General features: G+C 66.7%; 25 protein-coding genes. 14 read left to right on the plus strand and 11 right to left on the minus strand.

The window, feature by feature from the left end; all coding sequences use genetic code 11:
- Positions 1–113: 113 nt before the first annotated feature.
- Together E0E05_RS00965 and E0E05_RS00970 are read right to left on the minus strand one after the other, a co-directional pair.
- A complete protein-coding gene (locus tag E0E05_RS00965; RefSeq protein WP_244597861.1) occupies positions 114–1,880 on the minus strand; it encodes a B12-binding domain-containing radical SAM protein in 1,767 nt (588 codons plus the stop codon).
- Positions 1,881–1,969: 89 nt separating this feature from the next.
- Complete coding sequence (locus E0E05_RS00970; protein WP_131614988.1) at positions 1,970–2,203, minus strand: hypothetical protein; 234 nt, start codon at positions 2,201–2,203, stop codon at positions 1,970–1,972.
- A 347-nt stretch (positions 2,204–2,550) separates the two neighbouring features.
- On the opposite strand from E0E05_RS00970, the gene E0E05_RS00975 reads away from it, so the two are divergent.
- Positions 2,551–3,777 (plus strand): DEAD/DEAH box helicase, encoded by a 1,227-nt coding sequence (locus tag E0E05_RS00975; protein WP_131614989.1) that lies wholly within the window; start codon positions 2,551–2,553, stop codon positions 3,775–3,777.
- 61 nt (positions 3,778–3,838) lie between these two features.
- Here the strand turns inward: E0E05_RS00975 and gyrB are convergent, their stop codons facing one another.
- Positions 3,839–6,289, minus strand: a complete 2,451-nt coding sequence (gene gyrB, locus E0E05_RS00980) for a DNA topoisomerase (ATP-hydrolyzing) subunit B (protein WP_131614990.1) — start codon at positions 6,287–6,289, stop codon at positions 3,839–3,841.
- A gap of 264 nt (positions 6,290–6,553) precedes the next feature.
- Between gyrB and E0E05_RS00985 the strand changes: the two genes are divergently transcribed.
- Positions 6,554–6,820 (plus strand): usg protein, encoded by a 267-nt coding sequence (locus E0E05_RS00985; protein ID WP_039724248.1) that lies wholly within the window; start codon positions 6,554–6,556, stop codon positions 6,818–6,820.
- Positions 6,821–6,864: 44 nt separating this feature from the next.
- Here E0E05_RS00985 and E0E05_RS00990 read toward each other — a convergent pair whose 3' ends face one another.
- Together E0E05_RS00990 and E0E05_RS00995 are read right to left on the minus strand one after the other, a co-directional pair.
- Positions 6,865–7,434 (minus strand): DUF2269 family protein, encoded by a 570-nt coding sequence (locus E0E05_RS00990; protein ID WP_131614991.1) that lies wholly within the window; start codon positions 7,432–7,434, stop codon positions 6,865–6,867.
- Positions 7,435–7,486: 52 nt separating this feature from the next.
- Complete coding sequence (locus E0E05_RS00995) at positions 7,487–7,843, minus strand: VOC family protein (RefSeq protein WP_131614992.1); 357 nt, start codon at positions 7,841–7,843, stop codon at positions 7,487–7,489.
- A 159-nt stretch (positions 7,844–8,002) separates the two neighbouring features.
- Here E0E05_RS00995 and E0E05_RS01000 point away from each other — a divergent pair, with 159 nt between their 5' ends.
- Complete coding sequence (locus E0E05_RS01000; RefSeq protein WP_158629238.1) at positions 8,003–8,500, plus strand: thioesterase family protein; 498 nt, start codon at positions 8,003–8,005, stop codon at positions 8,498–8,500.
- A gap of 25 nt (positions 8,501–8,525) precedes the next feature.
- Positions 8,526–9,212 (plus strand): DNA alkylation repair protein, encoded by a 687-nt coding sequence (locus E0E05_RS01005; protein ID WP_131614994.1) that lies wholly within the window; start codon positions 8,526–8,528, stop codon positions 9,210–9,212.
- 26 nt (positions 9,213–9,238) lie between these two features.
- On the opposite strand, the gene E0E05_RS01010 is transcribed toward E0E05_RS01005, so the two are convergent.
- Positions 9,239–10,282: an aldo/keto reductase gene (locus E0E05_RS01010; RefSeq protein WP_131614995.1), complete on the minus strand. Its 1,044-nt coding sequence runs from the start codon at positions 10,280–10,282 to the stop codon at positions 9,239–9,241.
- A gap of 57 nt (positions 10,283–10,339) precedes the next feature.
- On the opposite strand from E0E05_RS01010, the gene E0E05_RS01015 reads away from it, so the two are divergent.
- The 4 genes from E0E05_RS01015 to E0E05_RS01030 all read left to right on the plus strand — a co-directional run bounded on the left by E0E05_RS01015 (position 10,340) and on the right by E0E05_RS01030 (position 16,783).
- Positions 10,340–11,020: a glutathione S-transferase gene (locus tag E0E05_RS01015; protein WP_131614996.1), complete on the plus strand. Its 681-nt coding sequence runs from the start codon at positions 10,340–10,342 to the stop codon at positions 11,018–11,020.
- Between the two features lie 51 nt (positions 11,021–11,071).
- Positions 11,072–12,460: a cytochrome P450 gene (locus E0E05_RS01020; protein ID WP_131614997.1), complete on the plus strand. Its 1,389-nt coding sequence runs from the start codon at positions 11,072–11,074 to the stop codon at positions 12,458–12,460.
- A gap of 72 nt (positions 12,461–12,532) precedes the next feature.
- Positions 12,533–14,527, plus strand: coding sequence for a hydantoinase/oxoprolinase family protein (locus E0E05_RS01025; protein ID WP_131614998.1), 1,995 nt, complete (start codon positions 12,533–12,535; stop codon positions 14,525–14,527).
- Positions 14,528–14,632: 105 nt separating this feature from the next.
- The gene (locus E0E05_RS01030) at positions 14,633–16,783 is read left to right on the plus strand and encodes a malate synthase G (protein WP_131614999.1); all 2,151 of its coding nucleotides are present in this window, start codon (positions 14,633–14,635) and stop codon (positions 16,781–16,783) included.
- Here E0E05_RS01030 and E0E05_RS01035 read toward each other — a convergent pair.
- From E0E05_RS01035 to E0E05_RS01045, 3 genes are all read right to left on the minus strand, one after another.
- A complete protein-coding gene (locus E0E05_RS01035; RefSeq protein ID WP_131615000.1) occupies positions 16,780–17,121 on the minus strand; it encodes a potassium channel family protein in 342 nt (113 codons plus the stop codon). The genes E0E05_RS01030 and E0E05_RS01035 overlap by 4 nt on opposite strands.
- Positions 17,122–17,253: 132 nt before the next feature.
- Positions 17,254–18,102: a DUF6920 family protein gene (locus E0E05_RS01040; protein ID WP_131615001.1), complete on the minus strand. Its 849-nt coding sequence runs from the start codon at positions 18,100–18,102 to the stop codon at positions 17,254–17,256.
- A gap of 16 nt (positions 18,103–18,118) precedes the next feature.
- On the minus strand, positions 18,119–18,604 hold the full coding sequence (locus tag E0E05_RS01045) for an anthrone oxygenase family protein (protein WP_158629239.1): 486 nt from the start codon (positions 18,602–18,604) through the stop codon (positions 18,119–18,121).
- Positions 18,605–18,699: 95 nt separating this feature from the next.
- Here E0E05_RS01045 and E0E05_RS01050 point away from each other — a divergent pair, with 95 nt between their 5' ends.
- Positions 18,700–19,308: a TetR/AcrR family transcriptional regulator gene (locus tag E0E05_RS01050; RefSeq protein ID WP_131615003.1), complete on the plus strand. Its 609-nt coding sequence runs from the start codon at positions 18,700–18,702 to the stop codon at positions 19,306–19,308.
- 2 nt (positions 19,309–19,310) lie between these two features.
- Here the strand turns inward: E0E05_RS01050 and E0E05_RS01055 are convergent, their stop codons facing one another.
- Together E0E05_RS01055 and E0E05_RS01060 are read right to left on the minus strand one after the other, a co-directional pair.
- Entirely contained in the window at positions 19,311–20,096 is a 786-nt protein-coding gene (locus E0E05_RS01055) for an SDR family NAD(P)-dependent oxidoreductase (protein WP_131615004.1), read from the minus strand.
- Between the two features lie 76 nt (positions 20,097–20,172).
- Positions 20,173–20,505 (minus strand): hypothetical protein, encoded by a 333-nt coding sequence (locus E0E05_RS01060; RefSeq protein ID WP_131615005.1) that lies wholly within the window; start codon positions 20,503–20,505, stop codon positions 20,173–20,175.
- Positions 20,506–20,729: 224 nt separating this feature from the next.
- Here E0E05_RS01060 and E0E05_RS01065 point away from each other — a divergent pair, with 224 nt between their 5' ends.
- The 5 genes from E0E05_RS01065 to E0E05_RS01085 all read left to right on the plus strand — a co-directional run bounded on the left by E0E05_RS01065 (position 20,730) and on the right by E0E05_RS01085 (position 25,597).
- Positions 20,730–21,839 (plus strand): Gfo/Idh/MocA family protein, encoded by a 1,110-nt coding sequence (locus E0E05_RS01065; protein ID WP_131615006.1) that lies wholly within the window; start codon positions 20,730–20,732, stop codon positions 21,837–21,839.
- Positions 21,836–22,777 (plus strand): carbohydrate kinase family protein, encoded by a 942-nt coding sequence (locus E0E05_RS01070; protein ID WP_131615007.1) that lies wholly within the window; start codon positions 21,836–21,838, stop codon positions 22,775–22,777. Before E0E05_RS01065 ends, E0E05_RS01070 begins: the two co-directional genes overlap by 4 nt.
- 74 nt (positions 22,778–22,851) lie before the next feature.
- Positions 22,852–23,541, plus strand: coding sequence for a glutathione S-transferase family protein (locus E0E05_RS01075; protein ID WP_131615008.1), 690 nt, complete (start codon positions 22,852–22,854; stop codon positions 23,539–23,541).
- A 24-nt stretch (positions 23,542–23,565) separates the two neighbouring features.
- Positions 23,566–24,726 (plus strand): tRNA epoxyqueuosine(34) reductase QueG, encoded by a 1,161-nt coding sequence (gene queG / locus E0E05_RS01080; RefSeq protein ID WP_131615009.1) that lies wholly within the window; start codon positions 23,566–23,568, stop codon positions 24,724–24,726.
- Positions 24,713–25,597, plus strand: a complete 885-nt coding sequence (locus E0E05_RS01085) for an SDR family oxidoreductase (RefSeq protein WP_131615010.1) — start codon at positions 24,713–24,715, stop codon at positions 25,595–25,597. The genes queG and E0E05_RS01085 overlap by 14 nt, the downstream gene beginning before the upstream one ends.
- Position 25,598 lies beyond the last annotated feature (1 nt).

A 25,598-nucleotide genomic window follows, 5' to 3' on the forward strand; every position in this document is an offset into this window, starting at 1 on the left:
CGATATGGTTCCCGCACCGCAGCAAAAGGAGATGACAAGCTGCCGCATCCGCCCGAATTCCGGCCGTCGCGCCCTCGGTTGCTGGTGCCGAAAGGCTCGGTTGGTCGGCCGGCTCAGCCCCTGGCAGTGAGTTCGGCCACCTTCTTCGAGTGGGCCACGGCCTGCGCGCCGCCGGTGGTTGCCGAATAAAGCGCCAGATCGTCCTCGTCGGCGACCGGCGTCAGCGCCGTGTCGGTATAGTCCTTCGAGGCCGGATCACGAGCGATCCGCATCGCCCAGAAGGCGCACCGGGCAATCGCGGCGCCGAACAGAACGTGGATACGGACCGTGTCCCAGGCAAGCCGCGGCCAGAACACGAATGCGCTCTCGCGCGGAAGGTCCGGCCGCCGCTCGTCGGGATGGCGCAGGCGCAGGATGCCCGATTCCAGCGGATGGACGTCCTCGAGCCGGATCGTCGTCTCGAACTGCACGAGCAGCTTGACCAGGCTGGTGATCGGAACGCCGGTCGCCGCGGCACGCCGCAGCAGGCGCTTCATGTGGTCCGGCGTGTAATAGAGCCGCCAGGCCTCGTGGTAGATCGCAAGCCATTCCTCCCGGCTCATCCGCTCATGATCCGTGACGACGTGGTGCAGATCGTACGCGTTCAGGTCGGGGTCCATGTCGACACCCTTTTCCCAGAGCACCTTGTGGTCCTCGGAGCCGGGCAGCGGCGTCAGGTTGAAGAACTCGACGATATCGAGCGGCAATTCCTCCTGCAGGATTTTGATGTCGCGGCGGATGGTCTCGGGCGTGTCGCCGGGAAAGCCCAGGATGTAGCCGGCCAGCGTGATGATGCCTTCCGCCTTCCAGGCCAGCAGCATCTTGCGGTACTCGGTGATCTTGTTCTGCCGCTTCTTGGCGGCGATCAGATTGTCAGGATTGACGTTCTCGAGCCCGATGAAGACGCGCGTCACCCCGGCCCGCTTGGCCTTTTCGACGAAACCGTCGATCTTGTGACACAGCGTGTCGACCTGGATCATCAGGCCGAGCGGGATGCCGTCCTCCTCGCGCAGCTTGATCAGCCGGTCGAAGATCGATTCCCATTCCCGGTTGCGGGCGAAATTGTCGTCCGTGATGAAGAATCTGTGGATGCCCTGCTCCCAGTTCATCCGCACGAGCCGCTCGACATCGTCGGCCGACCGGTAACGCGACTTGCGTCCCTGCACGTTGATGATCGTGCAGAAGGAGCACTGGTAAGGGCAGCCTCGGCCGGCATCGAAACTGGTCGAATGGCCGACCGTCCGCTCGACGTAGCGCTTGGGCAGGAACGGCGCCGGTGTGCCCTCGATGCCGGGAAGATCGTTCATGTAGTCGTAGACCGGCTCGAGCCGGCCCTGCGCGGCGTCCGAAAGGATCAGGTCGAACCGGCCTTCCGCTTCGCCCGTGAACATCGCGACGCCGAGATCGCGGCAGGCGTCGAGATCCACCGCATGCCCGTCGAGCATCGCAAGACAGCCCGAGACGTGAAATCCGCCCATCGCCACCTGAACGCCGGCGTCACGGAAGCGGCGCGCCAGATCAAGCGCGCGCGGATACTGGTTCGACTGCACGCCGACCAGCGCGACGAGGCCGAAATTGTTGTGCTCGGCAAGCCGCTTGACGAGTCCCGGCACGTCGATGCGCGTGTTGGTCTCGTCCATCGCATCGATGTCGATCTCCGTATCCGGCCCGAGAACGCGCTGATCGGCGCATTCGGCCGCGATTCCGTAGACGGCGGCGAGCGAGTTGGACGGAATGATCGACCGTGCCCAGCGGATGACGTAGCCGTCATTGCCGTAGTGCGACGGCTTGATCAGGATGAGCTGAAAGCGGCGCTTGGCTGTCGCGGGTGTTTGAAGCACTGTGGTCGTCCCCTGCGCTGCGTCTTTTCGCCCATACCATAGTATGAGGGCAAAAACACCCGGTTGCATCATCGCAAGGTTTCGGGCGGTCAGTCGCCTTCGCCGTGCATGCCCGTCTTGCCGCAACGGGAACAGGCCATGTTGCGCTTGAAGAAGTTGACCCGGGTCTGCGGACCGTGCCGGCTGGCCAGCGCGGCGATGTCGAGGATTTCCGTGTGGCCGCAATGGACGCACTCGAACATCACCACCTTGCCCGCCAAGGCCAGGTCCTCGAGGGTCCAGTAGCCGGGAACGCCGAGGAAATCGCCGCTCGACTGCTTCATGCCGCATCGCCCTTTCTCGCGCGCAGAGCCTAGCACATCGGCGTCATTTTTGCGCGCGCGTTCACCACGCCGGCCGAAAAGCGTCACGTATGCCTTGACTTATCGCCGCAGAAGGCCGATCTGACGGAAAGCGTCCGCCCACTGCCGCGTGAGCAGTTGATACATCCGTGTCCCATGTCGGGCGTTTCGAACACTGTTTCCCCACTCACGCAGGAAGCCGCGCCAGATCAGGCTTGAGCCAAGGGCTCGCCGGTCGGGTTTGTGCGCATGCGATCAGGACCGGGACCCGAAGAGCGGGCACCGGCCATATGTCAATGCGGGCCGATGGTCCGCCAGAAGGAATTTACATGGACTTTCAATCGCTGGGGCTTTCGCCCCGCCTCGTCGGCCGGCTCGAGACGCTCGGCCTCGTCGAACCCACACCGATCCAGGCTCAGGCCATCCCGCACGCCCTTGAAGGTCGCGACGTGATGGGCCTCGCCCAGACCGGTACCGGCAAGACCGCCGCCTTCGGTCTGCCGCTGTTGCAGGCGCTCGGCGCGATCGGCGTAAAGCCGGCGCCCAAGCGGCCCGTGGGCCTTGTGCTCGCGCCGACCCGCGAACTGGCCAAGCAGATTGCCGACACGCTGATCGGCTTTGCGCGCGGTTCGCATCTCAAGGTCGCGCTCGTCGTCGGCGGTGCCTCGATGAACCGGCAGGCCGACGCCCTGCGCAAGGGACCCGATGTCCTGGTCGCCACCCCTGGCCGGCTGATCGACCTGATCGAGCGCAAGGCGCTGTCGCTCGACGAAACCCGCTATCTCGTGCTCGACGAAGCCGACCAGATGCTCGACATGGGCTTCATCCACGCGCTCAAGCGCATCGCGCGGCTGTTGCCGGCCGAGCGGCAGACGATGCTGTTTTCGGCGACCATGCCGGCGCAGATCGAATCGCTGTCGCGCAGCTACCAGAGCGATCCGGTACGGGTCGAAGTGGCCCGTCCCGGCCTTGCCGTCGAGAAGATCGACCAGCAGGTTCATTTCGTCGGCCAGTCCGACAAGCTGGCCCTGCTCAAGTCGCTGCTCGCCGCCCACAAGGACGAGCGCTCGCTGGTCTTCGCGCGCACCAAGCACGGCGCCGAGCGGATGATGAAGCAGCTCGTCAAGGCCGGCTTCTCGGCCGGCTCGATCCACGGCAACAAGAGCCAGAACCAGCGCGAGCGGACGATCGCCCAGTTCCGTGACGGCCGCATCACCATTCTGGTGGCCACCGACGTTGCCGCGCGCGGACTCGACATTGCCGGCGTCGGCCATGTCTACAATTACGACCTGCCGAATGTCGCCGAGAGCTATGTGCACCGGATCGGCCGCACCGCGCGCGCCGGCGCCGAGGGCCGGGCCGTGGCGTTCTGCTCGGCCGAGGAAGCGGCTTCGCTCAAGGCCATCGAGAAGGTGCTGCGCGCGTCGATCCCGGTCGCCGGCGGCAAACCGTGGACGAAGCCGGCCGAGGCCCGGGACAAGCCGAGACGCCCGTCGGGTGCCCGGCCGCGCCGGCGCGGCCAGCGCTCGCGCGGCGGCATGCGCGCCGCGGCCTGATTTGGCCCGAACGACATGAAAGAAGGCCGGCCCCGGCGATGCCCAGTGGCCGGCCTTTTCGTCAGATGTCCAGATTGGCGACCGAAAGCGCGTTGTCCTGGATGAACTCGCGGCGCGGTTCGACCTCGTCGCCCATCAGCCGGCTGAACAGCGTATCGGCGTCCGTCGCGTCGGTGACCCTGACCTGAAGCAGCGAGCGGGCCTCGGGATCGAGCGTGGTCGCCCAGAGCTGTTCGGCATCCATCTCGCCAAGTCCCTTGTAGCGCTGGAGGGTCAGCCCCTTGCGGGCGGTCTCGAACACCGCCTCGATCAGGTCGCGCGGTCCGTTGATCGTGCGGCTCGTGTCCTTGCGGCGCAGCGTGGCCGGCGCATCGAATGATCCCTCGAACCGGGGCAGCACCGCCATCATCGCCCTTGCGTCGGCCGACTGGATCAGGCCGGCATCGAGCACGACCGCCTCCTTCACGCCGCGCACGGTGCGTTCGAAGATGAAGCCGCCATCGCCCTCGTTCGACGGGTTGATCCGTCCGGTCCAGCCGCGCTCGGTTTCCTCGGAGATGGTGTCGAGCCGTTCGGCCACACCGGTCGCGATGTTGGCGGCCCGACCCAGATCGGTCAGAAGCGCCGGATCGAGCGCGCCACCCAGCCAGGCCTGCTCGACCACGGCGCGGTCGTAACGCGAATGAAGCCCGTCGATCAGCGTGCGGGCGTGCAGAGACAGTTCGATCAGCGCGCGCAGATCGTTGCCGGCGCGAATGTCGCCGCCGGCGATCTCGAGCACCGCGTCCTCGAGCCCGACATCGATCAGATAGTCCTCGAGCGCGCCTTCGTCCTTGAGATATTGCGAGGCTTTGCCGCGCGTCACCTTGTAGAGCGGCGGCTGGGCGATATAGAGATGCCCGCGCTCAATGATCTCGGGCATCTGCCGGAAGAAGAAGGTCAGAAGCAGCGTACGGATGTGGGCGCCGTCGACGTCGGCGTCCGTCATGATGATGATCTTGTGATAGCGCAGCTTGTCGGGGTCGAACTCGTCCTTGCCGATGCCCGCGCCCAGCGCGGTGATCAGCGTGCCGACCTGGTCCGACGACAGCATCCGGTCGAAGCGCGCCCGCTCGACGTTCAGGATCTTGCCGCGCAGCGGCAGGATCGCCTGGTTCTTGCGCGAACGGCCGGATTTGGCCGACCCGCCCGCCGAATCGCCCTCGACGATGAAGATCTCGGATTTCGCCGGATCGCGTTCCTGGCAGTCGGCGAGCTTGCCGGGCAGCGAGGTGATGTCGAGCGCGCCCTTGCGGCGGGTCAGTTCGCGCGCCTTGCGCGCCGCCTCGCGCGCCGCGGCCGCCTCGACCACCTTCGAGACGAGCGTCTTGGCCTCGGCCGGATTTTCCTCCAGCCACTCGCCGAGCGCCTCGTTGATCAGCCCTTCGACCACCGGCCGGACCTCCGAGGAGACCAGCTTGTCCTTGGTCTGCGACGAGAATTTCGGGTCCGGCACCTTCACCGACAGCACGCAGGTCAGCCCTTCGCGGCAATCGTCGCCGGTCAGCGAGACCTTTTCCTTTTTCGCAAGGCCCGAAGATTCGGCATAGCCGTTGACCTGCCGCGTCAGCGCGCCGCGAAAGCCGGCCATGTGCGTGCCGCCGTCGCGCTGCGGGATGTTGTTGGTGAAGCAAAGGACGTTTTCGTGGTAGCTGTCGTTCCACCACAGCGCCGCCTCGACGGTGATGCCGTCGCGCTCTCCGGATATGGCGATCGGCCGCTCGATCAGCGGCTTCTTGGCGCGGTCGAGCCAGCGCACGAAGGCTTCAAGACCGCCCTCGTAGATCAGATCGACCTGCTTGACGTCGGCGTGGCGTGCATCGGTCAGCACGATCCGCACGCCCGAATTGAGGAATGCCAGTTCGCGCAGCCGGTGCTCGAGCGTGCCGAAGTCGAAATCGGTCTTCGAGAACGTGTCCGACGACGGCATGAAGGTGATCTCCGTGCCGGTATGCCCGGCCGAATCGCCGGTCACCGCAAGCGGCGCGTCGGCGACGCCGTGCGTGAAGCTCATCTCGTGGAACCTGCCGTTGCGGCCGATCTTCATCTTCAGCCAGACCGACAGCGCGTTGACCACCGAGACGCCGACGCCGTGCAGCCCGCCCGAGACCTTGTAGGAATTCTGGTCGAACTTGCCGCCCGCGTGGAGCTGCGTCATGATCACTTCAGCGGCCGAAATGCCCTCGCCCTCGTGAATGTCGACCGGGATGCCGCGGCCATTGTCGGTCACCGTGACCGACCCGTCGGCATTGAGCGTGACGGTCACCTTGTCGGCATGGCCGGCCAGCGCCTCGTCGATGGCGTTGTCGACCACCTCGTAGACCATGTGATGCAGGCCCGAGCCGTCATCGGTGTCGCCGATATACATGCCAGGACGCTTGCGCACCGCGTCCAGGCCCTTGAGGACCTTGATCGAATCGGCGCCGTAGTCGCCATTGCTCGGTTCGGGAAGGGGATGTGCCGGATCGCTCATGCGGGCCTTTTTTCTCGTTTTCCGCGATCGGCGCGCCGGGCGCGAATCAGCGGTCAATTGCCCAAGATATATAGGCTTTCCGGTGCCCGAATCCAAATCGGCCCCGCTATTTGCAGGGGGATTGCGGAGCGCCCGGGGCGCCCAACCCGCGGGGCTGGCAGCACTCGCCGTCGATCGCTGCTATCTTATTGTATTCATTGACTGTTTACCATCAGGTCAGCAGGATCACCCGATCGCTCATCAGAATGAGAGGTGTTTGAGACGATGCATGGCGATCTGGAACGGCAGCTTGAAGGCTACGGCCTGACGACGGCGCACATTCTCTATCGCATGCCCGACCATCCGGGCATCCTTCAGACCTTCATCTGGCAGCATTACGATCTGGCGCCGAAATTCCCCGAGATGTACCGGTTCCTGGACTTTTGGGAGGAAAACCTGGACGGCCCGCTGCATTCGGTGCGCTACGTGCACAAGCGGATGATCAGCCCCGGCGAGTGGCGCAAGGTCGACGGCGAGATCATCCTGCACTGAGACCGTCGGCCCGACAGGCGCGGTCGTTCGATCGCTACGGCCGCTCAGGCGGCCCGCGCGGGGCGATCCTCGGCGACCGGTTCCGCCCGTGCGTTGCCTGCCGTGTCGACCGGCGCGGACCGGACGCGATGGCCCTGAACTGCCGGCTTGCGCGACAGGCGCGGGCGCCAGATGCCGAGCACGACGTTCGCCACCGACAGCGCCATCACCGTCCACAACGCCGCCCATTCGCTTGCGATCGCCTGCTGCAACAGGTCCTGGGCCGGCTCGCCATCGGCGATCCTCTGGGCGAGCGTCGCCGCGTGCTTGGCTTCGGCGGCGATCACCGTCAGCACGCCCTTGAACATCAGGATGCCCATCGCCGCCTTCAGCAGGGCCCAGCCCTTGTCCATGAACGGCTTGTGAACGACCATCGACAGAAGGCCCGAGACCAGCGCGATCGCAAGCGAGGGCACCAGCACCCAGTCGCTGATGGTCTGGATCGACCGGCGCAGGTCGGCATAGGCCGCCGCCGTATCCTGCGGCGCGACGGCGAGCAGGATCATGTAGCAGGCGAGCCCGCCGATCAGCCCGCAGGCCGAGATCGTGTGAAGGATCTTCAGGGTCTTGCGCATGACCTTATCCAAGCACGCGCGCGGTGGCCGGGCAAGCGGCAGGGCATCGCGTCTATCCGCTCCCGGGTTGCCAGAGTTCGATCGGATTGCCTTCGGGATCGTGGATGCGCGCGAAGCGGCCCACCTCTGGATGGGCGTCCCACTCGGCGCGGGTTTCGACGGCGATCCCCGCCTCTCGGAGCCTGGCGATCATCGCATCGAGATCGTCGACGCGCAGATTGAGCATCCATTGCCTGTCGGCGGCGAAATAGTCCGTTTCAGCGGCGAACGGCGCGAACACGGTCGGCCCGGCCTGCTGCGTCCAGACCGGCGCGCTGTCGACGCCCAGATGTTCCGCATACCAGGTCTTGAGCCAATCGGGATCGCGCGCCCGGAAGAAGAAACCGCCAATGCCCGTCACCTGCGCCATGAGCCATCCTCGTCCACACCGATGCGCCATGCTGCGCCGTTCGCGCCGTCTGCGCAATCGGATCGTAGCCATGCGCCGAAGTCACCAGTCCGGTCGGGCACGGCTTGTCTTTCCGTTTACGTAAAGGTTAGATATGGTCGGACCACGGAGGGCCGACCGGTGAACCTCATCTTCCGCATGATCTGGCTATTCGCCACCGCCTGGCGGCGCCCCGCCGCTGGCATGCTCGATGAAACGCGGATCGCGCTGCGCGTGCTGCCGAGCGATCTCGACACCAACATGCACATGAACAATGGCCGCTACCTGACCATCATGGATCTCGGCCGGGTCGACATGATCATCCGCACGGGCATGTGGCGGCTTGTGCGCGAGCGCAAATGGTATCCGGTGCTTGGCGGCGCGCAGATCAGCTTCCGGCGGCCTCTCGACCCCTTCCAGCGCTACGAACTGACGACCCGGGTCATGGGCTGGGACGAAAAGTGGATCTTCATGGAACAGAGGTTCGAGGTGGCCGGCACCGTGCATGCGCGCGCCGTGGTCAAGTCGCTGTTCCTGAAGGGGCGCGACAAGGTGCCGACGAGCGAGATCGCCCGCGCCATGGGTCATGAGGGCGATCCGCCTGCAATGGACGGAGAATTGATCGCGGCGCTGGGGTAGGGTTGCCGCGCTGGGAGGATGGCCGGTGACCGTAGACGAGGTTCTGCAATGGCTGGAGACGAACGGCACGCCCGAGGGCGTTGCCTCCATGGCCCGCTTCAACATTCCGGTCGACAATGCCTACGGCATCGGCATGGCGCCCCTCAGAGCCATGGCGAAACGGATCGGGACCGATCATGGGTTGGCCATGGCGCTGTGGGACGCCGGTCGCTACGAGGCGCGCATCCTGGCCGCCGAAATCGCCGATCCGCGCCTGCTCGATGCGGCGACGATGGACCGCTGGGCCACCGACTTCGACAGTTGGGCGCTCTGCGATCACACTTGCCTCGCGCTGTTCGACCGGACGCCCCACGCCTGGGAGAAGGTGCATGAGTGGGCGCCGCGCAAGGAAGAGTTCGTCCGTCGCGCCGCCTACGCGCTGATCTGGGCGCTTTCCGTGCACGACAAGAAGGCAGATGATGCGGTCTTCTTGGAGGCGCTGGATCTCATCGGCCATGCTCCGGCGGACGATCGGCCGCTCGTCAGGAAGGCGATCGACATGGCGCTGCGCGCCGTCGGCAAGCGCAACCCGAACCTCAACGCCGCTGCCCGCCGCACATGCGCGCGCCTGATGGCGGCGCCTGACCCGTCACGCCAGTGGATCGGCCGGCATGCGCTGCGCGAACTGGAAAGCGACAAGGTCCAGGCGCGGCTCGCCCGAAGGAAGGCCTGATCCCGGTCCGGCCCGACGCCGCGCGCCTACATCGGGATCGGCCAGCGGCGGTGCACCTGCGCGATGTCCTCGAGCACCGCATCGTCGAGCGTCACGGCGGCGGCGTCGATGCAGGTCTTGAGCTGGTCCATCGAGGTCGCGCCGATGATCACCGAGGTGAGGAACGGCCGCGTCAGGCAGAAAGCGAGCGCCATCTGTGCCGGATCGAGCCCGTGCTTGCGGGCCACGTCCAGATACTGGCCGAGCGCCGGCTCCAGATAGTCCGTCATCCGCCCGCCCATCGATTCGTTGATCGACCGGCGCGAGCCTTCGGGAATCTTGCCGTCTTCATATTTGCCGGACAGCAGGCCGGCGGCCAGCGACGAATAGGACAGCAGGCCGACATCTTCGTGATGGCTCAGTTCGGCGAAGTCGGTGTCGAAGATGCGGTGCAGCAAGGAATATTCGTTCTGGATCGACTGTACCCGGGGCCACCCCTTCGCCTCGGCGAGACGCAGATATTGCGCCGTACCCCAGACCGTCTCGTTGGAAAGGCCGAAATGTCCGATCTTGCCTTCCCTGACCAGCGCATCGGCTGTCTCGAGGATCTCCGCGACGTCGTCGAGCGCCTTCGCGGTGTCCTGCTTTTCCGGTGCATAGGTCCAGGTCTGCCGGAAATGGTAGGAGCCACGGTTCGGCCAGTGGATCTGGTAAAGGTCGATATGGTCGGTCTGCAGTCGCTTGAGCGAGCGCTCGCACGCCTTGCGCATCTTCTCGGCGTCGATCGGCCGCCCCTCGTCGACGCCGTGACCGCCCGGTCCGAGAACCTTTGTCGCCAGAACGATCTTGTCCCGGCGACCGCCCTCGGCGAGCCAGGTTCCGATGATCTCCTCGGTGCGGCCGGCGGTCTCCGTCCTGAACGGCGTGGTCGGATACATTTCCGCCGTGTCGAAGAAATTGATGCCCGCCTCGAGCGCGTAGCTCATCTGCTCGTGCGCTTCCTCCTCGCTGTTCTGCGAGCCCCAGGTCATCGTGCCAAGGCACAGTTCGGACACGTCGAGGCCGGTACGGCCCAACTTGCGCATTTTCATGGTCGTCCCCAGATGGATGGCTGATTGCCGCGATGAGACGTCGAAGATAGAGGTGCGATGGCGACCGTTCCACCCATTGTCTACTCTTTTCGCCGCTGCCCCTATGCCATGCGGGCGCGGCTTGCGCTGGCGGCCGCCGGTCAGACGGTCGAACTCCGCGAGGTGATCCTGCGCGACAAGCCCACCGCAATGATCGCGGCCTCGCCGAAAGCGACCGTGCCGGTCCTCGTTCTGCCCGACGGCACGGTGATCGATGAAAGCCTCGACATCATGCGCTGGGCGCTCGATCGCAACGACCCCGAAGGCTGGTGGCCCGATGACGTGGGCCTGCGGGCCGAGATCGACGCGCTGATCGCCGCCAATGACGGCGCGTTCAAGAACGCGCTCGATCGCTACAAATATCCGGATCGGTTCGAGAGCGAAACGATCGATGGCAGGGAGCAGCGAGACGTGGCGGGTGCCTACCTTGTGTCTTTGGACCGACGACTGGGCGACGGCGGATGGCTTGTCGGCGGCCGTCCGAGCCTGGCCGATTACGCGATCGTGCCCTTCGTGCGCCAGTTCGCCCATGTCGACCGGTCCTGGTTCGACGCGCAGTCGTGGCCGAACCTGATCGCCCGGCTCGACCGGTTCCTCGTCTCGGAGCGCTTTGCGACGATCATGGTCCGGCACAAGCAATGGAAGAACGGCGATCCGGTCACGCTGTTTCCCGGCCCTGCGGCCGAACGCGCCCTTTGACCGCACCGTCTCTTCGCCCATATTGGCTTTGAGCCAGGGAGCGCGATCGCCATGGACGCCACGCCGCAGCCTTTCATTCCGCCCCATCCGGTGCCACGCACCCATGTCCCGTCGCGGCTGGAGGTCGTGCGCACGGTGATGCGCAATCCGATCGAGCTGTGGGGCGAGCCGTCCTACACGCGCACCCACATCCTCGCGCGTTTCCTCAACGAGACGACGCTGATCTGCAACCATCCCGAGCTGATCCGGCACGTGCTCGTCGACAACCAGAAGAACTTCCGCATGGCGCGGGTCCGCCAGCTCATCCTTCGGCCGATCCTGCGCGACGGGCTGCTGACGGCCGAAGGCGAGACGTGGCGGCGTTCGCGCAAGGCCATGGCCCCGGTCTTCACGCCGCGGCACATCAAGGGCTTCGCCAACATGATGAAGTCACGTGCCGACGATTTTCTTGATCGGTACCGGAACCGTAACGAACAGGTGCGCGACGTCGCCGTCGACATGACGGAGCTGACCTACGAAATCCTCGCCTACACGCTGTTCTCCGACGAGGTGGTGACCGCGGGCGTCGACTTCGCCGACGATGTCGACCGGCTCCTTTCGACGATGGGCCGTGTCGATCCGCTCGATCTGCTCAAGGCCCCCGAATGGCTTCCGCGCCTTCAACGGGTCAGGGGACGCGCGACGCTCGCCAAGTTCCGCAAGGTGGTGCGCGACACGATGGACGCGCGCCGCGCCAAGCGACACGAGAGCCCCGACGCGGTGAAGAACGACTTCCTGACGCTTCTGCTCGATGCCGAAGGGCCGGACGGACTGACCGCCGACGAGATCGAGGACAATCTGATCACCTTCATCGGGGCCGGCCACGAGACCACCGCGCGGGCGTTGGGCTGGACGCTCTACCTGCTGGCCAATGCGCCGCACGAACGGGCGCTGGTCGAAGAGGAGATCGCGCAGGTTCTGGCGGACGGTCCGCCGCCGGTCGAATGGCTCGAGAAGATGCCGAAGACGCGCGCGGCCTTCGAGGAGGCGATGCGGCTCTATCCGCCCGCACCGTCGATCAATCGCATGGCCGTCGAGGACGAAACGATCACGCTGAAGGACGGGACGCGGATCGACATCGAGGCCGGGACGACGGTGCTCGTGATGCCTTGGGTCCTGCATCGCCATCGCTTGTACTGGGACAATCCGAACGCCTTCATGCCCGCCCGGTTCTGGCCGGAGAATCGCGATCGCATAGACCGGTTCCAGTATCTGCCGTTCGGCGTCGGCCCGCGCATCTGCATCGGTGCGACCTTTGCATTGCAGGAAGCGGTGATCGCGCTGGCATTGATGCTGAACGAATTCCGTTTCGAGCCGACACCCGGCCTTGCGCCATGGCCGGTGCAGCGTCTGACCGTGCAGGCCCAGAACGGCCTGCCGATGAGGATCACCCGGCGATAGCGGCGGCGCGGCGGGCTTTGCGGCCGACCTGGCGACTGCTAGAAGCGCTGATCGACCACCATCGGCACGCACATGTCCCTTTCCCTCGGCATCGATACGGGCGGCACCTACACCGATGCGGTGATTCTCGACGCGGAGACCGAGACGGTCATCGCCAAGGCCAAGGCACTGACGACGCGCCACGATCTGGCCGTCGGCATCGCGGAAGCGGCGGGCAGGGCGCTGGCCGATGCGACGGTCGACGCGGCGACGATCGGCCTCGTCTCGATCTCGACGACGCTCGCCACAAATGCGCTGGTCGAAGGCCAGGGCGGCCGTGTCGCGCTGGTGATGATCGGCTTCGGCGAGAAGGATCTCGACAAGTCCGGCCTGCGCGCCGCGCTCGGCGACGACCCGGTCGTTTTCGTGCCCGGCGGCCATGACACGCATGGCCGCGCCACGCCCCTCGACCTTGCTCCGCTGGAAGCGCTGCTCGACGACGCGCATGGTGAGGTTTCCGCCTTCGCCGTCGCCGGCTATTTCGCCGTCCGCAATCCCGAGCACGAATGCGCCGCGCGCGATCTGATCCGCGCGCGCACCGGACTGCCGGTCACCTGCAGCCACGAACTGACATCGAAACTGGATGGACCGCGCCGCGCCTTGACGACGCTGCTCAACGCGCGGCTGATCGGCCTTATCGACGGTCTGATCACGGCGACGCGACGCTTTCTTGCCGAGCGAGATGTCGACGCGCCGCTGATGGTCGTTCGCGGCGACGGATCGCTCGTCTCGGCCGAGTTCGCCGCGCTGCGCCCGATCGAGACCATCCTTTCCGGCCCGGCGGCAAGTCTTGTCGGCGCCCGCTTCCTGACCGGGCGCGACGACGCCCATGTCGCCGACATCGGCGGCACGACCACCGACATCGCCCTGCTCGACCAGGGGCGGCCGCGCATCGATCCGGACGGCGCGCAGGTCGGCGGCCACGCCACGATGGTCGAGGCCGTCGCCGTGCGCACGTTTGGCCTCGGCGGTGACAGCGAGGTCAGCCACGAGCAGGGCGCGCTCGACCCCGAGATTCACCTGGGGCCGCGCCGGGTCGTTCCGCTCTCGCTAGCCGAAATGCTGTTTCCCGATCAGGTCGTTCCGCATCTGAAACGACAGATGGAGCGCCCGCTACCGAACCGGCTCGATGGCCGCTTCGCGCTGCGGTCCGGCGTGCCCGATCGCTTCGCCGGCGGGCTGACCCGATCGCAGGCCGACCTTCTCGCGCGCATCACCGCCAGCCCCGAACCGCTCGCCGCGCTGACGCGCTCGACCGCCGAACTGGCGACGCTGAGCCGACTTGCCGCGCGCGGGCTCGTGCTGCTGTGCGGGTTCACGCCCTCGGACGCCCAGCATGTGCTGGGCCGGTTCGACCACTGGAACCGGGAGGCCGCGCACATCGGCGCGGGCGTCATCGCTCGCCAGAGGGATGGCTATGGGCGACCCTTGGCCGCCACGCCCGAGGCGATGGCCTGCAGGGTCGTCGCGCGTCTCGAACGGCTTTCGGCGGAACGCGTGCTCGAGTCGGCCTTCGCCGGCGACGGGTTGACCGCCGCCGGGCTCGCGCAGACCCCGATCGTTCGCAGGGCGCTGGACCGGCAGGGCGGCTTGGTGCGCGCGGCGCTCATCCTCGACCGCCCGGTGATCGCCCTTGGGGCCGGCGCCGGCGCGTACTATCCCGCCGTCGGCGCGCTGCTCGGCACGGAAACCGTGATCCCGGACCATGCCGACGTGGCCAACGCCATCGGCGCCGTTGCCGGCCAGGTGCGGATCACCGCCACCGCGGAGGTGGCGCCGTCTGATACCGGCGAGAGCTTCGTGGTGACCGGCGCCATGTCGGCACGATACGATGACGAGGCGTCCGCCCTCGCCGCCGCGCGCCGGGCCTGCCATGACCTGGCCGACGACCGGGCGCGGGAGGCGGGCGCGGCCACCGTCTCGATCACGCTCGCGGAACGGATCGACGCGCCCGTCGTCGACGAACTGCGCCGCTTCGTCGGCGCCACGGTGACGGCCACGGCCGTCGGGCGACCCGCCACGCGTTGATTGTTTCGATTTCGGAAAAGAAGCTTCGCACTTTCGCCGAATTGACACGAAATCGGCGCAACCCCTATGCGCGGAGCTGAACGGAAACAGCCGAAGGAGACGAGCATGACCGATCGCGTCGAACGCAACGGGCTGAGGATCGACAGGAAGCTGCACGACTTCCTTGTCGACGCGGCGATGCCCGGCACCGGCGTCGATCCGGACGTGTTCTTCGAGGCCTTCGCGGCGATCGTGCGCGATCTGACACCGAAGAACCGCGCGCTGCTCGAGCGGCGCGAGACGTTGCAGACGCAGATCGATGACTGGCACCGCAAGCGCCGCAACCAGCCGCACGATCACGAGGCCTACCGGCGTTTTCTCGAGGAAATCGACTATCTGCTGCCCGAGGGACCCGACTTCGAGATCGAGACCGCCAATGTCGACCCCGAGATCGCGTCGGTAGCCGGACCGCAGCTCGTCGTGCCGATCACCAACGCCCGCTATGCGCTGAACGCGGCCAACGCACGGTGGGGCAGCCTCTATGACGGCTTCTATGGCACCGACGCGATGGGCACCCCGCCCAGGCCCGGCGGCTACGACCGTGGCCGCGGTGCCCGGGTCGTGGCGCGCACCCGCGTCTTCCTCGATCAGGCTTTCCCGATCGAAGGGACCAGCCACGCCGACGCGCGGCGCTACCACGTCAAGGACGGCGTGCTGCTGGTCGACGATCTGCCGCTCGAGCATCCGGAGAAATTTGCCGGCTACAAAGGCAACCCCAAGGCGCCGGACGCGGTGCTGCTGGTCAACAACGGGCTGCATGTCGAACTGGTCTTCGACCGCGCTCACCCGATCGGCAGCCGCGACCAGGCACTGCTCGCCGACGTGGTGATCGAGAGCGCGGTGTCGGCGATCATGGACTGCGAGGATTCGGTCGCCTGCGTCGATGCCGAGGACAAGGTGCTGGCCTATGCCAATTGGCTCGGCCTGATGAAGGGTGATCTTGAAACGACATTCGAGAAGGCCGGCAAGACCGTCACCCGTCGCCTCGAACCCGATCGTGTCTACACCGCCCCCGACGGCAGCGAGAAGACGGTCAAGGGCCGCGCCCTCCTTTGGGTGCGCAATGTCGGTCACCTGATGACCAATCCGGCGATCCTCGATGAGGATGGTAACGAGGTCTATGAGGGCCTCATGGACGCGATGATCACGACGCTCATCGCGATGCACGATCTGGGCAAGTCCGACGGCGCCCGCAATTCGCTGCACGGCTCGGTCTATGTGGTCAAGCCGAAGATGCACGGGCCCGACGAGGTCGCCTTCGCCGACGAGATCTTCGACCGGGTCGAGGAGGCGCTCGGGCTGCCGCGCCACACGGTCAAGCTCGGCGTGATGGACGAGGAACGGCGCACCTCGGTCAACCTGATGGAGTGCATCCGCGCCGCAAGACACCGCGTCGCTTTCATCAATACCGGCTTTCTCGACCGCACCGGCGACGAGATCCACACCTCGATGGAGGCGGGGCCGTTCAGCCGCAAGGACTTCATCAAGCGCAAGTCGTGGATCGGCGCCTACGAGAACCAGAACGTCGACATAGGCCTGAAATGCGGCCTGTCCGGCCGGGCGCAGATCGGCAAGGGTATGTGGGCGATGCCCGACATGATGCATGCCATGCTCGAGCAGAAGATCGAGCATCCCAAAGCGGGCGCGAACTGCGCCTGGGTCCCCTCACCGACGGCCGCGACGCTGCACGCGCTGCATTATCACCAGGTCGACGTGTTCGCGGTTCACGAGAAACTCAGGGCGGCGGGCCGGCGGGCCTATGTCGACGCATTGCTCGAAATTCCGCTTGCCACGTACCGCAAATGGAACGTCCGGCAGACGCTGCGCGAGGTCGAGAACAATGCGCAGGGCATTCTGGGCTACGTGGTGCGCTGGATCGACCAGGGCGTCGGCTGTTCGAAGGTGCCCGACATCAACGATGTCGGCCTGATGGAGGATCGCGCCACGCTGCGCATCTCCTCGCAGCACATCGCCAACTGGCTGCATCACGGTGTGGTCAGCGAAGACCAGGTCGTCGAGATCATGAAGAAGATGGCCCAGATCGTCGACCGGCAGAACGAGGGCGACCCCGCCTACCGTCCGATGGCGGCCGATTTTGACGCCTCGATCGCATTCCAGGCGGCGCTCGATCTGGTCCTGAAGGGCCGCGAGCAGCCCTCGGGCTACACCGAACCGATCCTGCACGCACGACGTCTGGAGCTGAAGAAAGCCGGCTAACCGTCTGCCGTCGTGTCTGTGTCCTCACGCCGTCGCTCGGCGGCCAGCGCCCGTTGGCGTCGCCGTCGTGCGTCCCGACCGGTGATCGTGAACTCGGCGATCTGCTGGATCGCGGCCGCGAACACGCCCAGCCCGATGAAGATGAAGGCGGTGGTGCCGATCTTGCCGAGCGGGGTTTCGGGCACGAGGTTGCCGTAGCCGACCGTCGACAGGGTGACGACCGCGTAGAAATAGCTGTCGAGCCAGCTCCACCCCTCGACGAGGCGGAAGAAGGCCGTGCCGCCGGCGATGATGACGACCAGCGCAACGACGAGGACGGCGATACGAACGGGCGGCATGGCATCAACGCGATTGTTGGCTCAAAACCCGAAACTGGCAAGCCGCGGCCTCCATGGCGAGTCCCGGCGAAGCTACCTCCCCAGAAATCTGGCCCGTGGAGCGAACCAGGCCAAGCCGGACGCGCGCACTGCTCACCGGCCGCCGAACCGGATGTCGGTGATGCGTCCTTCCCAGAACGGGAACGTCTCGCCGCCCGCCGCCCGGGCGATCGTGAAGGAAAACGGGATTCGCACCCCGTCGACCAGACGGTAATCGCTGCGCGCCGTGTGCTCCCCGGAACCGTGATAGGGCGTCTCCAGATCCCCGTCGGCCTCGGCGTCGAACCGGACCAGGGCGCCGCGCGCGTCGAACGTTGCGATCAGCGCGGCCGTCAGCCCGTGGGCGCTGACGATCGCGCGGGCGCGCCTGTCATCGATCGGCTCCCAGGTAACCGGCCCGCCGGGAAGCAGCGCCATCGGATAGGCCGGACTTTCAAGCAGCCAGCGTCGCAGCGAGGTCCTGTCGAGCGCCGGCGTCGAGGTCTCTTCCATCACCGTGACGGTCGACAGCAGCCGTGCGGCCATCTCCATCTCGCCGCCGATATAGATGTCATACGCCGTCGCCCAGACGGGGCCGAACACCGGCACGCGCGCCGAAAAGACAAGGTCCGGCGCGCGCAGCGATATCACCTGGCGCGCGGTGATGTCCGAAAAGGTCTCGGTCAGCGGCCGGCGAAACCGGCCTGCCATGTCGATCTCCACGTAATCATGGGCGGGGACGCCATCGGGAAAAACGAAGGCGAAATAGGCCCTGACCGGAGCGGGCAGGTCGGTCGACCCCGCCCCGCTCCACTTCGTTTCGGCCGCGCGGGCGCGGGTTGCGACGCGCTGTTCGACGTCGGCGATCGTCGCCGACAGGTCGCGGTCGGCGAGGACCACATAGGCCGCCGGCACGAGGACGAGCGCGGTCAGCGCGGCAAGGACAAGCGTTCGGGCATTCATGGCGTGACGCCTTTCTTCAGTTGCTTTCAAGGAAGGGATAGACGGCGGCCGCCATGGCCAACGTCGATGTGACGGTGCGGACCGTGTTCCATGCGGTCCATCGGTCCGCGTATGCGGTCCAGACTGCGGCGGCGTCGACATTGTCTGGTTCGACGTCGGCGAGCGCCTCGTTCATCGGCACGTTGATGATCGCGGTCGGCAGCGCCGCCAGCAGGATGTAGACGAGCGCGGCCAGTGCCATCCATGCCGCCTGGCGCGGTTCGCCGGCCTGATACGCCAGCGCGGCCGCGCCGAACGCGACCAGCGGCGTCAGGAAGAAGGTCACGAAGAAGACCGGGTTGCGCACGGCCTCGTTGATGGCCTGCATGGCGCCGATGGCCGCTGCCGGCGCGAGCCTGTCGAGTCCGGCCATGACGCAGACCGAAAAGGCATAGAAGAAGCCGGCCATCAGACCGAACATGAGGATCGGCGCGATCTGCGCCAGGCGAGCGAATTCCGACATTGTCCTCTCCAGAAACGTAAAAATCATTACGGTTGGACAGGAGCCGTAAACTCATTTACGGAAATGGTCCAGCGAAACTTTCCTGGGGTGCCCGAATGGGGGATTATGCCGGCCGGCGTCGCGCGGCCATCGAAGAGGCCGCGTTCGCGGTGCTGCTCGAAAAAGGCTACAAGGCTGCGTCGATCCTGGAGATCGCCAGGCGCGCCGGCGCCTCCAACGAAACGCTCTACAAGTGGTACGGCAACAAGCAGGGCCTGTTCGCGGCGCTGGTCGAGGCCAACGCGCGCACGGTCGCCGAACTTCTGCGCGCCCGCCTGCAGGGCGAGGCTGCAGACCCGATCGAGACGCTGCGTGACGTCGGGCCGTTGCTGCTCGAACTGGTGACCGGCGAACGGGCCGTCGCGCTCAACCGCGCTGCCGTGGGCGATGTCCACGACACGGCAACCCTTGGGCCGGCGCTTGCGCGCGCCGGGCGGGAAACGGTGGTTCCGCTGATCGCATCCATCCTGCAGAAGGCGCGGCGCGCAGGCCTGATCGATCATGGCGATGACGAGCCGGTCGCCGAAACCTACATAGCCTTGCTGATCGGCGATCTCCAGATCCGCCGGGCGATCGGCGTGCTCGCGCCGCTTTCGGAAGCGGAGATCGCTGCGCGCGCCGAACGCGCCGTGACGCTGCTGCTATCTCTTTACGCGCCGCGCTGAGCTCAGTCCTGCGTGCGGCTGGCAAGCTCGGGCAGGCCGATCCCCGTCGCCGCGAAACCGCCATCGGCCGCGATGACCTGTCCGGTGACGAAACCGGCGTCGGGCGAGCACAGAAACCAGATCACGCCGGCGATCTCGCTTTCGGCGGCATGCCGCGGCAGCGGCATGTGATCATAATAGCTCTGCCGGATCGCGGGAGTATGCACCTTGGTCGCCATCGCCGTTTCGACCGGCCCCGGCGCCACCGCGTTCACGCGGATGCCATGGTCGCCCAGTTCGGCCGCATACTGCTTGGTCAGGTGCGCAAGGCCGGCCTTCGATGTGCCGTAGGCGACGCGCATCGTCGACGCGCGAATGCCAGAGATCGACGTGACGTTGACGATCGAGCCGCCGCGACCGCCCGCGATCATGTGTGGCGCGGCGGCCTGCGTCATCAGGAACGGCCCGTTCAGATTGGTGGCCAGCACCTCGGTCCATGTCTCGAAGCTCGTTTCGAGCAACGGCGCGAACTCGGCGACGCCGGCATTGTTGATCAGCGCGTCGATCCGGCCGGCCCACGCGATCGTCTCCGCGACCGCGGCGGACACCTGATCGGGCACGGATACGTCGCAGACGATCGCACGGGCGCGATTGGTCTCTAGCGTCCTGCTCTCGTCAACGAGCAGGTCGCCGAGTCGGTCGATCATCGCCACGTGCCAACCCTCGGCGAGGAACCGCCTGGCCGTGGCAAGGCCGATGCCGCGCGCCGCGCCGGTGATCAGCGCGACCGGTTGCGTTTGCTCGTTCAAGGCGTGCCCCTCCCCTTCGCAGCGGCCATCTGGATGCCATGCGAAGCGGTTGCCGGCAAGCGATCATCGATCGGTGTCAGGGGCAGTCCTGATCGCGCACGAACCGCGCCTTGACATAGCCCGAAGCGATGTAGTTTCCCGAATAGTGGGTGATCGGGCACCAGCGCTGCGCCCAGGGCCGGGTCTGCGGAACGCATGGCGATGTCAGCCTGATGATCCCGTGCCGGGTCGGGTGCAGGCGGTCGACGATCGTCGACGAGGCCGAGGGCGCCTGCCGGACATTGAGCACGTCATCATCGGCGACATTGACCACCCGGAGACACCCCGGTCCGCTGGTCGCCGAAGCCGGTGTCGCGGCGGTCGCAAGGCCGACGGCCAGCGCGGTGAGGACGATCAATCTGCCGGGCATCGCACCCTCCATTGCTTGCACTGCGCGGTCATCGCATGCCTGCGTGACGAAACGACGTCGATCATTCCGCCAAAGCCGATCCCCGGCAAATTCATGCACTATTGAACCACATTTGGCTTGCCGGCTGACGGTTGGCGCGATACGCCGTCTGTCGCCTTGCATCCGGCGCAGCGCGCAAGACTGCGCACCTGCAGGCCGCGCGCACACGGGTTGGGATCACGCACATGACATTGCGCTACGGCGTCGTCGGCACCGGGATGATGGGCCAGGAGCACATACGCAACATCGCGCTTCTGGGTGAGGCCACGGTGACGGCGATCGCGGACACCCGTGCGGAGATGCGACACGCCGGACTTGCGGCGGCGGAGCAGGCCGGAATGGCGGGCGTTCGCGCCTTCGCCGATCACAAGGCGCTTCTGTCGTCCGACCTGATCGATGCGCTGCTGATCGTCAGCCCGAACGATACGCACTACGAGATCACGCTCGACGCGCTGGCGACGAACCTGCCGATCCTGCTGGAAAAGCCCTCGGCGACCGGCGCCGAACAGGCGCGCGATCTCGCCCGGCGGGCCCACAACCGCCATGCCCCCGTCTGGGTGGCGATGGAGTATCGCTACATGCCGCCCGTCGCCCGCCTGATCGAGGAAGTGCGCGGCGGTGCTGCGGGCGACATCAAGATGGTCTCGATCGTCGAGCACCGCTATCCGTTCCTGGTCAAGCCGGGGAACTGGAACCGGTTCTCGGCGCGTTCGGGCGGTACGATGGTCGAAAAATGCTGCCACTTCTTCGATCTGATGCGACTGATCACAGGCGCCGAACCGGTCCGCATCTTCGGCAGCGGCGGCCATGACCTCAACCACAAGGACGAACTCTACGACGAGGGCTCCCCCGATGTGCTCGACAACGCCTTCGTTGTCGTCGACTTCGACAGCGGCATGCGCGCCGCGCTCGATCTTTGCATGTTCGCCGAGGGCTCGTGGTGGCAGGAACATGTCTCGGTCACCGGCTCTGTCGGCAAGGTCGAGGCGCTGGTTCCCGGCCCGTCCCGTTTCTGGCCCGGCGCGATCGAGCGGGCGTCCGAGATCGTCATCTCGCCGCGCGCCGACAAGGCGCCGCTGCGCGAGGAAATCCTCGTCGACGAGCAGGTTCTCGCCGCCGGCGACCATCACGGGGGCACGTTCTACCAGCACCGGGCGTTCGCCCGGATCGTGCGCGAGGGCGGTCGGCCGGACGTCAGCTTGACGGACGGCGCGCGCGCGGTCGAAATGGGCGAAGCGGCGGAACTGTCGATCCGCAGCGGCACCATCGTGCATCTGGGGGACGGCCGACCATGATCCTGACCTGCGGCGAAGCGCTGTTCGACATGTTCGCCCGGCCGTCCGATACAGCCGCCCATGGCGTGGCGATCGAGGGTGTGGTCGGCGGATCGCCGCTCAACGTCGCGCTCGGCCTAGCGCGCATGGGCACCGATGCGGGCCTGTTCACCCGGATCTCGACAGACATGCTCGGCCGGCGGCTGACCGCCTTCATGGATGACAATTCGGTCGCGCGCGACCATTGCGTGGGCACGGACAATCCGACCACAGTCTCGCTCATTGAGACCGGCCCGGACGGCCATCCGCTCTATTCGATCTACTGCAACGGCACCGCCGACTGCTCGATGGAGCCATCCGACATTCCCGCCGCCCTGGGCGACGCGGTCACGGCGATCCATCTGGGATCGTTCGCTACGGTCGTCGAGCCGACCGGCGAGACCCTGCGCACCTTCGCGCGGCGCGAGGCCGACCGCCGCTTCATCTCGTTCGACCCCAATGTGCGCACGATGGTCGTGTCCGATCTCGACCTGTGGCGCGAGCGGATCGCCGAAATGCTGCCGCTTGCCGGCATCGTCAAGGCCAGCGACGAGGATCTGCGCCTTCTGTGGCCGGACAAGCCGCTCGAATGGTTCGTCGAACAGGCGCTCGTCGCCGGCGCCGACCTCGTCTTCGTCACGCGCGGGCCGGACGGCGCGATCGCCGCCTCCGCCGACGGCCGGCTGATGCATGTGCCTGGCGCCCAGGTCGACGTCGTCGACACCGTCGGCGCCGGCGACACCTTCATGGCGGCCTGCCTGCATCATTTGTCCGCCGTCGGCGCGCTGGGGCGCGGCAGCGCCCGCAATGTCGATGTCGGCGCCATGGCCGCGTTCGCCATTCGCGCCTCCGCCCTGACCTGCACGCGGCGGGGCGCCGATCTGCCGACGCTCGCCCAGATCGAGGCCTTCGCCGCCTGAGCGGGCGCCGTTGCGTCGGGGCAGGCGAGTGCGTATCACTTCGGTCGCCCCAACCGCTGGTCCGCGAGCAAGCCATGATTCTGCATCATCAGCCCATGTCGGCGCCGAGCCGGTTCGTTCGCCTGCTTCTGGCCGAATATGGCGTCAGCGCGGAGCTGCGCGAGGAGCGTCCGTGGGAGCGCCGCGCCGAGTTCCTGGCGCTCAACCCGGCCGGCACGCTGCCGGTGCTCGTCGCCGAAGCGGGCGTTCCGGTCTGCGGCGCCCACCCGATCGCCGAGTATCTGGACGAGACGCGCGGGGTAATGGCCCGCGACCGGCGCCTGATGCCCGAATACCCGCTCGAGCGGGCCGAGGTGCGGCGCCTCGTCGACTGGTTCATCCTCAAACTGGAATCCGACGTTCTGCGCGCGCTCGTCCGCGAACGGATCGACAAGCTGCACATGCCTGCCGACCGAGGCGGCGGCGCGCCCGACAGCGGCGCCATGCGCGCGGCGCGCGCCAATGTGCGTCAGCATCTGCGCTACCTCAACTGGCTGGCCGGCACGCGCGACTGGCTCGGCGCCAAATCGGTTTCCGCGGCCGACATGGCGGCCGGTGCTGCCGTTTCCGTGCTCGACTATATGGGCGAGATCGACTGGAACGAGGCGCCCCAGGCCCGTGACTGGTACAGCCGCGTCAAGTCGCGCCCCGCGTTCCGGCCGCTGCTCGGCGATCGCGTGCGCGGCCTGACGCCGGTCTCGCACTACGCGGACCTCGATTTTTGAGGGCTTTGATCATAGCTTGCGGCCATGCCGCACGCCGTTCGACAGCGCCCGACAGACGCCGAAATCGCCCGCGATGCGCTCGAGCGCGACCTTAAGACGCTCGGGTTCGATGCGGTCGGATTCGCGCCCGCGGACGGGATCGACCGCGCGGCGGAGGGACTTGCCCGGTTCCTCGCGGAAGGCCGGCACGGCATGATGGGATGGATGGAAGAAACGCGGGCCCGCCGCGCCGATCCGCAGACCCTGTGGCCCGCCGCCCGTACCGCGATCATGGTCGCCATGAATTACGGGCCCGGCGATGACTACGACCCTCTGGCGGCGCTGGATCGACCTGACCGGGCGACGATTTCATGTTACGCGCACAACCGCGACTATCACGACGTGATCAAGGGCCGGCTCAAGCAGGCGGCTGGCCGTTTCGCCGCGAAAACGGGCGCGGACGTCAAGGTGTTCGTCGACACCGCCCCGCTGATGGAAAAGCCGCTGGCTGAACGTGCCGGCCTGGGCTGGCAGGGCAAGCACACCAACCTTCTGTCCCGCGAGCTCGGCTCCTGGTTCTTTCTCGGCTCGATCCTGACCGACATGGTTCTGCCCACCGACGCGCCCGAGACCGACCATTGCGGCTCGTGCCGGGCCTGTCTCGACATCTGCCCGACCGACGCCTTTCCGGCGCCCTATCAGCTCGATGCCCGCCGCTGCATTTCCTATCTGACGATCGAGCACAAGGGCCCGATCCCGCATCCCTTCCGCGAGCCGATCGGCAACCGCATCTATGGCTGCGACGATTGCCTCGCCGTCTGCCCATGGAACAAGTTCGCCCGCACCGCCCGCGAGGCGAAACTGCGGGCGCGCGACGACATGATCTCGCCGCCGCTGGCCGAGCTTCTAGACCTTGACGATGCCGCCTTCCGCGTCCGCTTCTCCGGCTCGCCCATCAAGCGCATCGGCCGCGCCCGTTTCGTCCGCAACTGCCTGATCGCCGCAGGCAACAGCGGAGCGCCCGCCTTGATCGGGCCGGTCGAAGCGCTGCTTGACGATGTTGAGCCGGTGGTTCGCGGCGCGGCGGTCTGGGCGCTCGGTCGCCTGGCGCCGGACCGGATTGCGGACGCCCGCGCCGCGCGTTATGGCCGCGAGCCGGACATCTCGGTCCGCGAGGAATGGGACAGGATCGATGGCGGACACTGACGAACCGGTCACGCTGATCTTTGGCGCCGGCTATTCGGGCCGCCCTTACGGGCGCCATCTGGTCGCCCGCGGCCAGACGGTCTTAGGCACGACGCGCAGCCCCGGCAAGGCCGAAGACCTGAAGAACGCCGGCATCGACCCACTTCTTTTCGGAGGCGAAACGGTCGATGATGCCTTGGCCACGGCCATCGGATCGGCAACCGATCTGATTGTCTCGGTCGCGCCCGATGCGGAGGGCGATCCGGTTCTGCGCGCGGCGCGCGAGCAGATCGCAGCCGCACCGCGCCTTCGATGGATCGCCTATCTGTCGACGGTCGGCGTTTACGGCAACCATGACGGCGCCTGGGTCGACGAACGGACGTCGCCGCGCCCGGTGTCCGAGCGGTCGCGCCAGCGCGTGCGCGCCGAGCATGAGTGGCAGAACTTCGCGCGCGAACGCGGCGTGCCGCTGGCCATCGTGCGCCTGTCCGGCATCTACGGTCCCGGCCGCAACGCGCTCGTCAACTTGGCCGAGGGCCGCGCCCGCCGTCTCGTCAAGCCCGGCCAGGTCTTCAACCGCATCCATGTCGACGACATCACCGGCGCGCTCGCCTTCCTCGCCGACCGGCGCCACGACGGCATCGTGAACGTCACCGACGATTGTCCCGCGCCGCCGCAGGATGTTGTCGCTTATGCAGCCTCTGTCATGGAAGTTGATCCGCCGCCCGAAATCGACTTCGAAAACGCCACATTGTCGCCCATGGCCCGGTCCTTTTACGGCGAGAACAAGCGCGTTTCCAACGCGGCCATCAAGGCGCTCGGATATGCCTTCCGCTTCCCCGACCATCGTGCGGCACTCGAACGCATGTGGGCCGAGGACAGCTGGCGGTAGG

The sequence above is a fragment of the Roseitalea porphyridii genome (assembly GCF_004331955.1).
Lineage (GTDB): Bacteria > Pseudomonadota > Alphaproteobacteria > Rhizobiales > Rhizobiaceae > Roseitalea > Roseitalea porphyridii.